At 59.3% G+C, this 14,341-nt stretch carries 16 protein-coding genes; 15 read left to right on the top strand and 1 reads right to left on the bottom strand.

The features are described 5' to 3' along the window. Positions 1-22: 22 nt before the first annotated feature. Entirely contained in the window at positions 23-1,501 is a 1,479-nt protein-coding gene (locus APR53_10760) for an argininosuccinate lyase (protein KQC04315.1), read from the bottom strand. Between the two features lie 297 nt (positions 1,502-1,798). Here APR53_10760 and APR53_10755 point away from each other — a divergent pair, with 297 nt between their 5' ends. From APR53_10755 to APR53_10685, 15 genes are all read left to right on the top strand, one after another. Beyond that, the gene (locus APR53_10755; GenBank protein ID KQC04314.1) at positions 1,799-2,794 is read left to right on the top strand and encodes a sulfonate ABC transporter substrate-binding protein; all 996 of its coding nucleotides are present in this window, start codon (positions 1,799-1,801) and stop codon (positions 2,792-2,794) included. A gap of 135 nt (positions 2,795-2,929) precedes the next feature. Further along, entirely contained in the window at positions 2,930-3,724 is a 795-nt protein-coding gene (locus APR53_10750) for a sulfonate ABC transporter permease (protein KQC04313.1), read from the top strand. Further along, positions 3,721-4,482: a nitrate ABC transporter ATP-binding protein gene (locus tag APR53_10745; GenBank protein ID KQC04352.1), complete on the top strand. Its 762-nt coding sequence runs from the start codon at positions 3,721-3,723 to the stop codon at positions 4,480-4,482. Before APR53_10750 ends, APR53_10745 begins: the two co-directional genes overlap by 4 nt. Positions 4,483-4,543: 61 nt before the next feature. Next, the gene (locus APR53_10740; GenBank protein KQC04312.1) at positions 4,544-5,050 is read left to right on the top strand and encodes a hypothetical protein; all 507 of its coding nucleotides are present in this window, start codon (positions 4,544-4,546) and stop codon (positions 5,048-5,050) included. 102 nt (positions 5,051-5,152) lie between these two features. Next, positions 5,153-5,992 (top strand): fumarate hydratase, encoded by an 840-nt coding sequence (locus tag APR53_10735; protein ID KQC04311.1) that lies wholly within the window; start codon positions 5,153-5,155, stop codon positions 5,990-5,992. Further along, positions 5,989-6,540, top strand: a complete 552-nt coding sequence (locus APR53_10730; protein ID KQC04310.1) for a fumarate hydratase — start codon at positions 5,989-5,991, stop codon at positions 6,538-6,540. Before APR53_10735 ends, APR53_10730 begins: the two co-directional genes overlap by 4 nt. A gap of 81 nt (positions 6,541-6,621) precedes the next feature. Next, positions 6,622-6,894, top strand: coding sequence for a 4Fe-4S ferredoxin (locus APR53_10725; GenBank protein KQC04309.1), 273 nt, complete (start codon positions 6,622-6,624; stop codon positions 6,892-6,894). Beyond that, the gene (locus APR53_10720; protein KQC04308.1) at positions 6,891-7,991 is read left to right on the top strand and encodes a 2-oxoglutarate ferredoxin oxidoreductase subunit alpha; all 1,101 of its coding nucleotides are present in this window, start codon (positions 6,891-6,893) and stop codon (positions 7,989-7,991) included. The genes APR53_10725 and APR53_10720 overlap by 4 nt, the downstream gene beginning before the upstream one ends. Continuing rightward, on the top strand, positions 7,988-8,776 hold the full coding sequence (locus APR53_10715; GenBank protein ID KQC04307.1) for a 2-oxoglutarate synthase: 789 nt from the start codon (positions 7,988-7,990) through the stop codon (positions 8,774-8,776). Before APR53_10720 ends, APR53_10715 begins: the two co-directional genes overlap by 4 nt. After that, entirely contained in the window at positions 8,773-9,309 is a 537-nt protein-coding gene (locus tag APR53_10710; protein KQC04306.1) for a 2-oxoglutarate ferredoxin oxidoreductase subunit gamma, read from the top strand. The genes APR53_10715 and APR53_10710 overlap by 4 nt, the downstream gene beginning before the upstream one ends. Further along, on the top strand, positions 9,306-10,391 hold the full coding sequence (locus APR53_10705; GenBank protein KQC04305.1) for a succinyl-CoA synthetase subunit beta: 1,086 nt from the start codon (positions 9,306-9,308) through the stop codon (positions 10,389-10,391). The genes APR53_10710 and APR53_10705 overlap by 4 nt, the downstream gene beginning before the upstream one ends. Further along, positions 10,388-11,254, top strand: a complete 867-nt coding sequence (locus APR53_10700) for a succinate--CoA ligase (GenBank protein KQC04304.1) — start codon at positions 10,388-10,390, stop codon at positions 11,252-11,254. The genes APR53_10705 and APR53_10700 overlap by 4 nt, the downstream gene beginning before the upstream one ends. Further along, positions 11,251-12,057, top strand: coding sequence for a hypothetical protein (locus tag APR53_10695; protein KQC04303.1), 807 nt, complete (start codon positions 11,251-11,253; stop codon positions 12,055-12,057). Before APR53_10700 ends, APR53_10695 begins: the two co-directional genes overlap by 4 nt. A 149-nt stretch (positions 12,058-12,206) precedes the next feature. After that, positions 12,207-13,412 (top strand): S-adenosylmethionine synthetase, encoded by a 1,206-nt coding sequence (locus APR53_10690; GenBank protein KQC04302.1) that lies wholly within the window; start codon positions 12,207-12,209, stop codon positions 13,410-13,412. Further along, positions 13,348-14,271: an ATP phosphoribosyltransferase gene (locus tag APR53_10685; GenBank protein ID KQC04301.1), complete on the top strand. Its 924-nt coding sequence runs from the start codon at positions 13,348-13,350 to the stop codon at positions 14,269-14,271. The genes APR53_10690 and APR53_10685 overlap by 65 nt, the downstream gene beginning before the upstream one ends. Positions 14,272-14,341 lie beyond the last annotated feature (70 nt).

Here is a 14,341-nt window from a genome sequence, read left to right as displayed (position 1 = left end):
CTCCGTGCCGTATCCGTATCAGTTATCGTACCACATCCTGTGCTGTGCGAACAAGCTCCGAAAGTGCCGTATCGATCCGTTCCTCCGTGTCCTCCACCCACCTTCTGTCGGCGGCCAGCCGCTCCTCATGTCCGCCGATGGAAGCGGCTGCCGCCTCCGGTGCGGGTCCGCCCGGCTGGTTCCGGCTTGTCACCGAGAAGGTGACATCGAGAGCGCGCCCGACGACATCGTCGGTCACGCCACGCCCGACAAGAGAGATGTCGGCCATCTCACGCGCTGCGGTTTCCAGCGTGGCGAGAGTGAGCGATCCCATGCGGACCGCCCGCCCGACAATGCCGTGAGCGGTCCGGAACGGCAGCCCGAAATCTCGGACCAGCACGTCGGCAAGATCCGTGGCGGTCGAATACCCCCTTCCCGCCTCTTCGTGCATGCGTGCTGTCATGAAGGTTGCGGAATCAAGCATGCCTGACATCAGGGGAAGGCACCGGCCCACCGTTTCTGCCGCACGCCAGAGATGAGGGGTGAGATCCTGCAGATCGCGGTTGTAGCTCATGGGAAGGCCCTTCATGCAGGTGAGAGCGGCCAGGAGCGCCCCTGTGGTGGTCCCCGTTTTGGCCCGCAGGATTTCCGCGGTGTCGGGGTTCTTCTTCTGGGGCATAATCGAGCTCGTCGAGCAGTATGCGTCGTCCAGCCGGACAAAATCAACGAAAGCGGAGCTCCAGATAATCAGCTCCTCGCAGAGCCGGCTTGCCGTGGCCATCAGAATTGCCCAGGCGGAGAGCGTTTCAAGAGCAAAATCACGTGCGGACACGGCATCCATCGTGTTTTCGGCAAGTGCCGGAAATCCGAGCAGGCCCGCCGCATACGCCCTGTCGATGGGGTAACCCGTCGACGCAAATGCCGCTGCACCGAGCGGGCAGCGGTCGACACGGGCAAACGCATCCCGGAGGCGTTCAAAGTCCCGGGCAAACGCCTGTTCATACCCGAGGAGATGATGGGCGAGCGTCGTTGGCTGCGCATGCTGCAGGTGGGTGAATCCCGGCATCACCGAATGAGTATGGGCGGCCGCACGACGGAGGAGCACGGCACGGAGGGAATTCACGGCTTTCATGTGCAGAAGCATCTCCCGTCGGAGCCGGATCCGCAGACAGGTCGCCACCTCGTCGTTCCGTGACCGCCCCATATGCAGCCGCCCGCCCGCATCCGTGCCCGCAACCTCGATCAGGTGCGCCTCAATACCGGCGTGGATATCTTCGTAGCGGTCATCAAAAGCGGTCTCCGGCACACCGTCCTCCGCCATCCCGACGAGCGCCCTGAGCACGGCAGCTGCGTGCTCCTCCCCGACTATCCCCTGGCGGCGCAGCATCAGGAGATGGGCAATGTCAACGAGGACGTCAGCCCCGGCAATCCAGCGGTCCGCCTCCATCGAGGAGAGAAACTCCGCGACAGCGGGGGGGCGGCCGGTTCCGAGGCGTCCTTTCCGTAGCGGATCACCATGCATCGTATCTCCCGTCCCTGATCATACCAATGCGCTGAAATGAGATTAAGGGCACGCCCCGTGCTGTCCTTCCCCTCTGCTCCGGGCCCGGATCAGGCCGGCAGCCGCTGCGGATTCGCCTGCGGCGGAGATCGGTCCATCGTGGACACTTATTGAGAGGATTTACAACATTAGTATTAAAATTTAAAATAAACTTACCTTTTAAGACAAATTAATTTCCCATAATCCGATACTATTTTATAGCGACACCCGAAACCTGTGTGTAACAACAGGACTCCAGATGTCCATGAGGTAAGAACCATGAACTCACGCACAGGAATTATTGTCGGCGCCATCGCGTTATTTTTCGCATGTGCACTCATCTGCGGCTGTACATCCACAGCACCCGAACAGAAGGTGACAGAACTGCGTATCGGCTACCAGCCCAGTACGCATCAGATTGCCGAGATGACCGCCTTGGAAAAGGGCTGGTGGGCGCAGGATCTCGAAGGTTTCGGTGTTGAAAAAGTAACGGACTTCGAATTCCCGACGGGTGCCCCGGAAATGCAGGCGATGCTTGCCGGTGAACTGGACATCGCCTACGTCGGTGCCGCACCGGTGATATCGGCCCTCGCAAACGGGCTCGATGCAAAGATCATCGCCGCTGTGCAGACACAGGGATCGGATCTCGTGCTCAGGAACGAGATTGCCTACGAAGTACCCGGGGATCTCAAAGGCCTGAAGATAGCCACATTCCCCCCCGGGACCATTCAGGACACACTGCTCAGGAACTGGCTGATAGAAAACGGTCTCGATCCCGTGGAAGATGTCACGATCATCGGCATGGGCCCGGGTGATGCCATCACCGCCATCACGGCAGGACAGGTCGACGGCGTTTTCCTCCCGCATCCCGCACCCAGCATCATCAAAAGCGAAGGAAACGGCAGGTCCGTGGTCACGTCGGGGAAGATGGCGCCGGAGCATGCATGCTGCGTGCTGGTTGCCAGCGGGACCCTGATCCGCGATCATCCCGATCTCGTCACCGAGATCGTCCGCATCCACATCAAAGCGACCGATTACAATATCGCCAATCCGGATGAGGCGGCAGAGATATTCGCCCGGAAAACCGGGTGGGACGTCGAGCTTGTCAGGGAATCCCTGGACGAGTGGGATGGAACATGGATCTCGGATCCGAATGTGATCGTCGATTCCGTCGTCGGGTATACCGACATCCAGTACGAGCTGGGGTACATCACGACACCGCTTACCCGCGACGAGATCTTTGATCTCTCCTTCTACGAAACGGCCCGCGGGTAACCACGGGCATCTTTTTTTTCCCCGGGCACCAACTGACTATGGACGGGAGCACAGAAACGACCGGTTTTTCCGGCTGACAGGAAAAACAGGCATGACGGAGACTCCCGGATTACCACCACAACGGAATTGTATCACATGCACAGGGACCGGAATAACAGGAACAGCACACTGCTCGGGATAGCATCGATCATCACCGCCATCATAATCTGGCAGGCAGTGGCGGATCTGATTGTTAAAAGCCGGTTTTACCTTCCAAGCTTTACGGATGTCCTGTTCTCGTTCATCTCCCTTATCGGGGGCGGGACACTGCTCACCGACTTTGGAATCAGCCTGCTGCACTTTGTCATCGGGCTCGGCGCCGCACTGCTTCTGGGCGTGCCGATCGGCATCGCGATGGGATGGTTTCGTGAGATCGACCGGATCGCGAATCCGATCGTCGAAATTCTCCGGCCCATTCCGCCGCTTGCATGGATCCCGTTCGCCATCATCTGGTTCGGACTGACGCACCAGTCAGCCGGATTTGTCATCTTCGTGGGCGCATTCTTCCCGATTCTCATCAACACCTATACCGGCCTGAAGAGCGTGCCGAGGATATTTGTCGAGGCGGCACGGGTGCTCGGGTGCACGACGAACCTGAGCCTTATCCGTCACGTCGCACTCCCCTCCGCGGTTCCCTCCATTGCAGCCGGGATCCGCATTGCAATGGGTGTGGGATGGATGTGCCTTGTGGCGGCGGAACTCTTCGGAGCCGGCGGCGGGCGGTTCGGCCTCGGCCAGAAACTCTGGTTTTACTATAACCTGCACCAGACCGCAAATGTCGTCGTATATATGCTCCTGCTGGGCCTGATCGGCCTTGTTATCGACATGATCTTCCGCTATTATGTGGACAGCAGGCTGGAGCGATGGCGTGCCGGGGAGGTGCGGTCATGAGCGGCGTATCCATACGGAATTTAAACCGCATTTTCGAAAAAGAGGGTGGAGTAACGACCGTTGCACTCGAGGAGATCACTCTTGATATCGAGGACGAGGAATTCGTATGCCTCGTGGGGCCGTCGGGATGCGGAAAGACCACGCTTCTCAGGATAATTGCCGGACTCGACACGGCGACGGGGGGATCGGTAACGATCGACGGCGAGCAGATCACCGGGCCCGATCCGAGGCGGGGAATGGTGTTTCAGGAGTACTCGCTCTTTCCGTGGCGAAACATCAGGGACAATATCACGTTCGGGCTCGAAATGAAGGGAATGGACCGTGAGTCCCGGATGCGGATCGCCGCGGAGTACCTCGAACTCGTCGGCCTTGAACAGTTCAGGGACGCCTATCCGTTCGAACTCTCGGGCGGAATGCGGCAACGGGTCGCAATCGCCCGGGCACTCGCAAACAATCCCGACGTGCTTCTGATGGACGAACCCTTCGGGGCGCTCGATGCGCAGACGCGCAATGTCATGCAGCAGGAACTGCTGGAAATCTGGGAGAAAACCCGGAAGACGGTCGTTTTCGTAACGCACAGCGTGGACGAAGCGGTCTTCCTTGCCGATCGCATCATCGTCCTCAGCCCCCGGCCGGGACGGATCTGTGAAAACATCGCGGTGGATCTCCCGCGGCCCCGGGAGCGGACATCCGCTAATTTCGCAGAACTCCGGCGGCATGTCCTCGGGCTGATGCAGCACTGCCAGGTGGGTCGGTAGGTTTATTAGGAAATATAACCTTTTTTTAAAGCACGTTTAACAGAACGAGGGGTGTCTGTCAATGGTCAGAAAACCAGCGAAAATGTACAGGAATATCACAAAAAAGGCATATACTCGGCGTGAATACATGGGAGGTGTCCCCGGGAGCAAGATTGTCCAGTTCGATATGGGCAACCTGCGGGAAGACTTCCCGTACGAGGCATCAATCCTTGTCGAAGAGGCATGCCAGATACGCCACACCGCCCTTGAAGCAGCGCGTGTGAATATCAACCGCAGGCTCATGAAGGAAGTCGGAAGGATGAATTTCCACCTCAAACTCCGCACCTACCCCCACCAGGTTCTCCGGGAGAACAAGCAGGCAACCGGTGCGGGCGCGGACCGTGTTTCCGAGGGCATGCGGGCGGCGTTTGGCAAGGCAGTCGGGACGGCGGCACGGGTTTCAGAGAAACAGAAGATCTTTACCATCTATACCTCGGAAGAATATCTCGACAAGGCAAAGGACGCCCTCCGCCACGGTATCTACAAACTCCCGTCACCCGGTCGTGTTGTCATTACGAAGCGCGACTGATTGCGGATATCTATTTTTTCAGGCATGTGTGCCGGGATACGGTGAAAACGTGTCCGGACAACCATGAATTTTTTTAAGGCATACAACCTTTACTAATAAAGGATGTCACATCCGGAGCAGACGCCCCTTTATAGCGCCATTGCGGAGGCGACCCAATCGGCACTCAGGAAGGCTGAGATTGAGCTGCCGCGCGATATCATGCGGAGGCTTGCCCATGCGGCCCGCACCGAAACGAATCCGACCGCCCGGGCCGAACTGGAGAATATTCTTGCGAACATTTCCGAAGCGGCGGCGCGAAACGTTCCGATCTGCCAGGACACCGGAGTTCCGGTGATTTATCTCACCCTTCCTGAGGGTATGGCATATACCAGCCACATGGGCGACGCCGTCGCGGAAGGGGTACGAGCGGCGACAGCCGCCATCCCGTTGCGGCCGAACGTGGTCGATCCTCTCAGCCGTGCCAACACGGGAAACAACTGCGGCCGGGGCATGCCCGCTATCCACGTGCGGCACGGGGACGCGTGTGACGTCACAGTGCTTCCCAAGGGAGCGGGCTCAGAAAACGTTTCCCGCATCGGGATGCTGCTTCCGTCGGAGAAAGACGCAATCGGCCGGTTTGTTGCCGAAACGATGCTGCGTGCCGGGGGAAAGCCCTGCCCGCCGGTCGTGCTCGGCGTCGGCATCGGGAGCACCTTCGACGGTGCGGCGGCGCTCGCAAAAGAGGCGCTTCTCCAGCCCGTTGATGAAATGACCGACTATGAGCAGGAACTCTGCGATGCGATCAATTCACTCGGCATCGGCCCCATGGGCCTCGGGGGGGATACGACGGCACTTGCCGTGAAAGTCCGCAGGGGAGACTGCCACACGGCCTCGCTCCCGGTGGCGGTGAATGTCCAGTGCTGGGCCTGCCGGCGGGCGACAGAGAAGGTAATCGTTCCATGACAGACCTCGTAACACCCCTCGGCGATGACGTGCTCTCGCTCCGGGCCGGTGACCCTGTCACGCTCTCGGGACGGGTGTATACCGCCCGCGACGAGGCTCACCTCCGGATGCAGGAGGAAGGGATTCCCTTTGATCCCGAAGGAGCGGCAGTATACCACTGCGGCCCGATTGTGCGGGACGGCCGGATCATCGCCGCAGGGCCGACGACATCGGCGCGGATGAACACCCTCACGGAATTTCTGCTCGATTCCGGAGTGCGGGCACTCATCGGAAAAGGGGGCATGGACGAAACGGTTCGCCGGGCCCTTGCCGGACGGGGGGTGTACCTCGCTTTCACCGGGGGGTGCGCCGCTCTCGCCGCCTCCCGCATGACCCTTGCGGGTGTGTGGTTCGAAGATCTCGGTATGGCGGAGGCGGTCTGGGCAATCGATCTCGACCGGCTTCCCCTCGTCGTCGGGATGGACGCCCACGGCGGGGACCTCTTTGACGATGTGAAACTGCAGGCTCACCGGAGGTTTGAGACGCTGTGCAGGGAACACGGGTGGTAAAGGGCGGCAGAGGACAGGCAATCACCCGGGGAAGAAAAGGATGGCTTTGAATACAAACAGATATGATACAGGAAATGCCTCATGAAACTCGTAATCGACGGACGCCGCTGCAAGGGATGTAATCTGTGCACGATGGTCTGCCCGTACCGCATTTTCCGCGAAGGCACACGGCCCAACGACCGGGGTATTATCATTCCCGAACTCGACCGGCCCGAACGATGTACGAACTGCAGGCTTCAGGGACTGTACGGCCGCCGCCTCTGCGGCGTCTGCCAGATGATCTGTCCCGATCAGGCTATTTCCTGGGAGGAAGAGAAGCCCTACGAAGCCCGGAAGGTGGTGATCGAGTTTTGACGAAAATCGAATTCATGCAGGGGAACACGGCGTGTGCGGAAGCAGCTCTTGCCGCGGGATGCCGGTTCTTCGGTGGCTATCCGATCACACCGTCGACGGAGATTGCCGAACATATGGCCCGGCGTCTGCCGAAGATGGACGGCGTCTTCGTACAGATGGAGGACGAGATCGGCAGCATCGCCGCCGTCATCGGGGCGTCGTGGACCGGCGCCCGTGCAATGACCGCCACGAGCGGGCCGGGTTTTTCCCTGATGATGGAAAATATCGGCTATGCGGCAATGACGGAAACACCGTGCGTAATCATCAATATCCAGCGGGGAGGTCCGAGCACCGGACAGCCGACCATGGCGGCGCAGGGCGATATGCTCCAGTGCCGCTTCGGGTCGCACGGCGATTACAGCACGATCGCACTCTGCCCTGCAAGCGTGCAGGAGATGTACGACCTGACGGTGAAAGCGTTCAATCTGGCCGACAGATTCAGGATCCCGGTCTTTGTCATGTCCGACGAGGTGGTGGGCCATATGCGGGAGCGCATTGAAATCCCGGACACGGTAAAGGTCGTCCCGCGCCGCCCCCTCGAACCGGGGGTGCTCCCGTTTACGGCAGGTGACGACGGCGTTCCCGGATTTCCCGAGTTCGGGAAAGGGTACGGCGTGCATGTGACCGGCCTTACGCATGACGAACGCGGGTATCCCGAAGCGACCGATCCTGCGCTCCACGCCGCCCTGGTCAAACGGCTCGTCCGGAAGGTGGAGGATGCACGCCACGCGATAGCCGATGTCACTCTGGTAAATCCTGAAGCGGAGATCGTCTTCGTCACCTACGGCCCGCCGACACGAACGGTCTGGCAGGTGCTGCACGACAACCCGGAAAAAGCGTTCGGGCACCTGCAGCTGCGGATAGTCTGGCCGTTTCCCGAAGATATGCTCGCGGAATTCCCCCATGCCCGGGCATTTATCGTCCCGGAAATGAACTTCGGCCAGATTGCCCGTGAGATCGAACGGCATACCTGCGCGGCGGTACTCTCCGTGCCCAAACTCGGAGGCGAGCTCCACACGCCCGACGAGCTTCTGGCAGTTGCGGAGGCGTTCCGATGAGTTTTGAGGACTGGTTCAGGGAAGACCGGCTGCCGCATATCTTCTGCACCGGCTGCGGAAACGGGACCGTAATAAACTGCACACTTGAGGCGGTCGAGGAGATGGGATGGAAACGCGATGATACCGTGTTCATCTCCGGCATCGGCTGCTCCTCCCGGGCACCGGGGTACATCATCACCGACTCGCTCCATACGACGCATGGCAGGGCCCTCGCCTTCGCCACCGGTGTAAAACTCGCAAACCCGCGGCTCCACGTCGTCGTATTCACGGGAGACGGCGATCTTGCGGCAATCGGCGGCAATCACTTCATTCATGCGTGCCGCCGGAATATCGATATCACGGGCGTGTGCATGAACAACATGATCTACGGGATGACAGGGGGGCAGGGAAGCCCCTGCACGCCTGCGGGCGCAATCTCGACCACCACCCCCTACGGTATGTGCGAACCGGTTTTCGACCTCTCAGCGCTTGCCGTTACGGCGGGGGCAAACTATGTTGCACGGTGGACATCCTACCATGTGACCGAACTGACAAAAGCGGTACGGGCAGGACTCGAAACACCCGGATTTTCATTTATCGAAGCGATGGTGCAGTGCCCGACCGCGTACGGGAGGAGGAACAAGCTCCGGCAGGTATCGGACATGATGACGTATCTGAAGACCCACGCGCTGCTCATACAGAAGAAACAGCGGATGGAAGAGGAGGGAGAGACGGTTCCCGCGGATATGTTCGCGGTGGGAGAATTCGTCCGGCGGGCGCGCCCGGCGCAGGGAGTGCTGAAATGAGGCACGAAGTGAGGTTTTCCGGATTTGGCGGTCAGGGAATAATCCTCTCTGCCGTCATTCTCGGCAGGGCGGCGGCGCTCTACGACGCGAAGTACGCCGTGCAGACACAGGTATACGGTCCCGAAGCCCGCGGCGGTGCCTCAATGAGTGCCGTGGTCATCGATGACGAGCCGATCCTCTTTCCCAAGGTGACGCATCCCGACATCTATGTCATCATGTCCCAGCAGGGGTATGAAAAATACGGGGCCGATGCGCCGGAAGAGGCGATAATGCTCATCGATTCCGATCTGGTCCATTCGCGGCCCGCCTGCATATGCCGGGAAATAGCCGCAACAGCCGAGGCAAAAAAGACGCTCGGACGGGTGATCGTTGCAAATATCGTCATGCTCGGGGCACTGGTCACGGCGACGGGCGTCGTCAGCACTTCGGCCATTGAAAAAGCGGTGCTTGACAGTGTGCCGAAAGGAACGGAGGAACTTAATATGAAAGCGCTCCAGAGAGGTTTTGAACTGGGAAAGAGGGGAGAAGCATGAAACTGCTCGAATATGAAGCAAAAAATATTTTTGAAAAACACGGCATTCGTATCCCCGAGGGAGTGGTCATCAACAGTCCGGACGAAATGATGCTCCATCTGCCCGGACTCGGCCCTCATGTCGTCTTAAAGGCACAGGTTGACGTAGGCGGACGGGGGAAAGCAGGAGGGATCCTGATGGCGGATGCCGCTCGTGCGCCCGATACCGCACGCGACCTGTTTTCGCGGACGATTAAGGGCGTCCCCGTGGACAAGATCCTTGTCGAGGAGCGGCTGCCCATCGAGCACGAATACTATCTCAGCATCACCCTCGACCGGTCGAGCAAACAGATCATGATCCTTTTTGCCGGTACCGGCGGTGTGGAGATCGAAGAAACGGCGCGAAACGATCCTGACGCCGTCCGTCGGGCGATCGTCAATCCTCTGCTTGCTGACGTGCCGCAGTTTCTGCTTCGGTTCCTCACCGGCGATGCGCCGAAGGAGATCGCTCCGGTCATCAACCAGCTCTACCACGTGCTTGTCGAAAAAGATGCGCTGCTTGCGGAGATCAATCCCCTCGTAACGACGAAACAGGGGGTATATGCCGCCGATGCAAAACTGATTCTGGACGACAATGCTCTCGGACGTCAGGGTATCACGGTAAACCGCGATCTGACCGATCGTGAAAAAGAGGCGGAATTGCATGGTTTCAGTTACGTCGAGCTCGCGGGATCGATAGGTGTAATCGGCAACGGAGCGGGACTGACGATGGCAACGCTCGATCTCATCGGGCAGTACGGGGGGCAGGCTGCGAATTTCCTTGATGTCGGTGGCGGGGCGGGCCGTGAGCGTGTCTGCAGGGCTGTACGCCTCGTTGCCGGGATGCCGGGCGTATCCGTGATAGTGGTGAACCTGCTCGGCGGGATTACCCGCTGTGATGAAGTCGCACGCGGCATCGTCGATGCCGGTGTCGACCAGCCGGTCATCGTCCGGCTGGCAGGTACCAACGAAATCGAAGGACGGCGTATTCTCGAGGAGAAAGGGTACCGAATGCTTGATACCATGGAGGATGCCGTGCAGGCGGCAGTGGAGGCGACCGGATGATCTTTGGTGACGCATCGACGGGAATTATCGTACAGGGAGCAACAGGCAACCAGGGAGCATTCCATCTCGACCTCATGAATCAGTATGCCCGGGACGTGGGAGGACGGGGTGTGGTTGCCGGCGTCACGCCCGGGAAGGCGGGCCAGGTTGTGCACGGCGTCCCGGTCTACAACACCATGCGCGAGGCGATGAAGGAGCACGATGCGGGTGCAAGCGTCCTGTTCGTGCCGGGGCGGGCGGCAGGAGACTCGATCATGGAGGCCGCCCACGCAGGCATCGATCTTGTTGTCGCAATCACCGAGCATATCCCGGTCCACGATGCGATGCGGGCAATCGCCTATGCCGGAGCGGAGGGCTGCACCGTCGTCGGCCCGAACTGCCCGGGCATCCTCTCTCCCGGCGCGATCAAGCTCGGCATCATGCCGTCCCATCTCTTCTCGCGGGGGCACGTCGGCGTCATCTCCCGAAGCGGGACGCTCACCTACGAAGTCGTCGACGAGCTGTCCCGTGCAGGGATCGGCCAGAGCACAGTCGTCGGAATCGGCGGTGATCCCATCATCGGCCAGACATTTTCCGACGTGCTCCGCCGGTTCGAAGATGATGGCGAAACGCGGGCCGTCGTTCTCATCGGCGAAGTAGGGGGGCATCTTGAAGAAGAAGGGGCGGCGGGCTGCGACATCCCGATTGTTGCCTACATCGCGGGCGTTTCAGCCCCACCTGAAAAGAGGATGGGGCATGCCGGCGCCATCATCGAAGGAGGCGAAGGCGACGCCCGCTCGAAGATCCGGCGACTGCAAAAGATGTCGGTTCCCGTTGCATCGAAACCCTCGGAAATTCCCGGAATGATACGCAGCCTGCTATGATCCAGAAAATCCTGATGCATACGGCGGCGGACCTCGCCACACATATCGGCGCGAAGGCGATCGTCTCATTTGTCGAACCCTTTCCTTTTGAGTCGGAGATACCCGTCATCTGGGTGCAGGATCTGCAGATTGACGTTCTGAAGGAACTGACGATGCAGGACATCTTTGAAGTCTCGGAACGGCACCTGCTTGACGCTGCCGTCCAGATCTATCTCTCACGGCGGTTTGAGGAAGGCCAGATGGTCGGCGTGCTCCCGTACGCCATTCTCATCTATGACATCAAGCAGGCCCGGAATTTCATCAATATCCGGGAATATGAGGATATCGTACCGCGTGACATCATCTTCGCTGCGATCAGCCTCGCGACGGAGATCGGTGTTCAGGGCCGGGAAGGGCGGCCGGTGGGCACCGCATTTATCATCGGGGACTCCGATGAGATCTTCGCCCACTCACACCAGGCAATCCTCAATCCTTTCCTCGGACAGAAACCGGAAGACTGCGATATTAAAAACAGGGACAACTGGGAAAGCATCAAGGAATTTTCCCTGCTCGACGGTGTCTTTGTCGTCGAACGGGACGGCATAATCCGGGCGGCAGGCAGGTACCTCGATATGGACGGCGGCTGTGTCCGGATACCGGCGGGCCTCGGTGGACGGCATCGAGCCGCCGCGGCCATAACCAAAAAACTCCCGGTCGTCGGTGTGACGCTTTCGGAAAGCGGCGGTATCGTCCGGGTGTTTCGTGACGGGGAGTGCAAGCTCTCCATCAACTCGGATCTTAGGATTGTGAGATACGACCAGTAAGAAAAGACTCCGGGGGGTGGATGCCGCCGCCCGCTTTTTCGGGCAGCACATGGATGCCGGAAAAATGCCCGGATCTTATCCGTAAGGAAATCGTTAAGTGACTCACCGGCAATTTTACTATATTTATTCTGACTGATTCGAGGGCCGACATGACACGGAATATCAAAGTAGAAAAACTGCAGCAGGTTCCTATTGAAAAGCAGCAGATTGAACTCGTCGAACGCAAAGGGATCGGGCACCCCGACAGTCTTGCGGACGGGATCGCCGAATCCATCAGCAGGGCATTATCGAGCGCGTATATTGAAGAATGCGGCGCAGTGCTTCATCACAATACCGACCAGGGCGAGATTGTCGCAGGCGAATCCCTTCCAAAATTCGGGGGTGGCAGGGTCACCCGGCCGGTCTACGTTCTCCTGACGGGACGGGCGTCAAAAGACGTCAACGGCCGGATCATTCCGACCGACGCCATCGCCGTGAGGGCGGCACGCAACTACCTCCGTTCCACGCTTACCTACCTCGATCTCGAACAGGATGTCATCGTGGACTGCAGAATGGGGCGCGGATCGTCCGACCTGCAGGGAGTCTTCAGGGCGGGCGGGAGCAACCCGATTCCCCACGCAAACGATACATCGTTCGGAGTCGGGCACGCACCGTTCTCCGAGCTGGAAACAATCACGAGAGAAGTCAGCGATTATATCGACACCGTGATCCGGCCACGAAATCCGATCATCGGGACGGATATCAAGATCATGGGCCTTCGGGACCAGGACAGGATCACTCTTACCCTGTGTACTGCGATGATCGACCGGTTCTGTGCCGGTCTCGACGATTACATCACCGCCGTCGAAATGATGCAGGACGAAGTCGCGGTACAGGCACGGAAATATACCGACCGGGAAATTTCCGTTGCGGTCAATACCGGTGACGATTACGGAACCGGCAATCTCTTCCTGACGGTAACGGGGACGTCCGCCGAGATGGGCGATGACGGCTCGGTCGGCCGGGGCAACCGGGCAAACGGCCTGATCACTCCCAACCGTCCGATGAGCATGGAGGCGACCAGCGGCAAGAATCCCATCAACCATATCGGAAAAATCTACAACCTGCTGGCAACGGAAATGGCCCAGCACTGTGTAGCCCGGGTCGAGGGAATCGAGGAGATGTATGTCCGTCTGCTCTCCCAGATCGGCAAACCCATCGACCACCCGCTGGTTGCAGGCGTCCAGTATATCCCGCTCCCGGGTGCGGACACGACCGCCATCTCTCGCGATGTCGAGGCAATCATCAACGATGAGCTTGCGAACATCACCACCATCACCGAGAGGGTCATCAAAGGTGAACTCAAAACCTTCTGACCGCCTGCGACTTGCCGTTCCGAACAAAGGGCGGATCGCACGGCCGATTATGGATCTGGTCGAAAAAAGCGGCCTGCATGTGACGAACGGCGGTGACAGGCAGCTCATTGCACGGACATGCGATCCCGCAATCGAAATCCTCTTCGCACGCCCGATCGACATCCCCGAATATGTCGCGAACGGTGCCGCTGACATCGGCATCACCGGGAGGGATATGGTGCTGGAGCGGGGATCAACCGTCACCGAACTGCTCGACCTCGGCATCGGTGCCGCAACACTTGTCCTTGCGGTGCCCGACGATGCAGGCGTCGCCAACCCACGCGATCTGGACGGTGCAAAGATCGCGACCGAATTTCCCGCCATCACCCGCGGCTATTTTTCGGGCCTCGGCCTCCATGTAACGATAGTCCCGGTCGGCGGAGCGTGCGAGGCGACTCCCTACCTCGGCATCGCCGATGCAATTGTGGATCTCTCAAGCTCGGGCAATACGCTCCGGACAAACCGCCTGAGGGTAATTGATACGATCCTCGAGTCCTGCACGATCCTTATCGCCAACCCGGACAGCATGACATCTCATGCAGGAAAGATCGAGGAGCTCCGGCTCGCCCTCGAGAGCGTGATTCGTGCGCAGGGACAGGCATATGTAATGATGAATGTTCATCGTGAGGCACTCGATGAGGTCAAAACGGTGTTGCCGGGATTGTCGGGCCCGACGGTAATGGACGTCGCATCCGACCAAAATCTGGTGGCGGTGCACGCCGTCGTGGCGGAAGAGCGGATCTATCAGCTCATCAGCCTGCTGAAGAAAGCGGGTGCGAGAGATATCCTTGTCATGCCGATTGACCGCATAATCAGGTGACGTTGATGGAAATATTCCCTGCCGTCGATATCCTCGGGGGACGATGCGTCCAGCTTGTACAGGGAGTCAG

This window comes from Methanoculleus sp. SDB, assembly GCA_001412355.1.
In the GTDB taxonomy this organism is placed as follows: domain Archaea; phylum Halobacteriota; class Methanomicrobia; order Methanomicrobiales; family Methanomicrobiaceae; genus LKUD01.
Note: the sequence above shows the minus strand (reverse complement) of the source record. Positions and strands in the feature narration are given on the sequence as shown.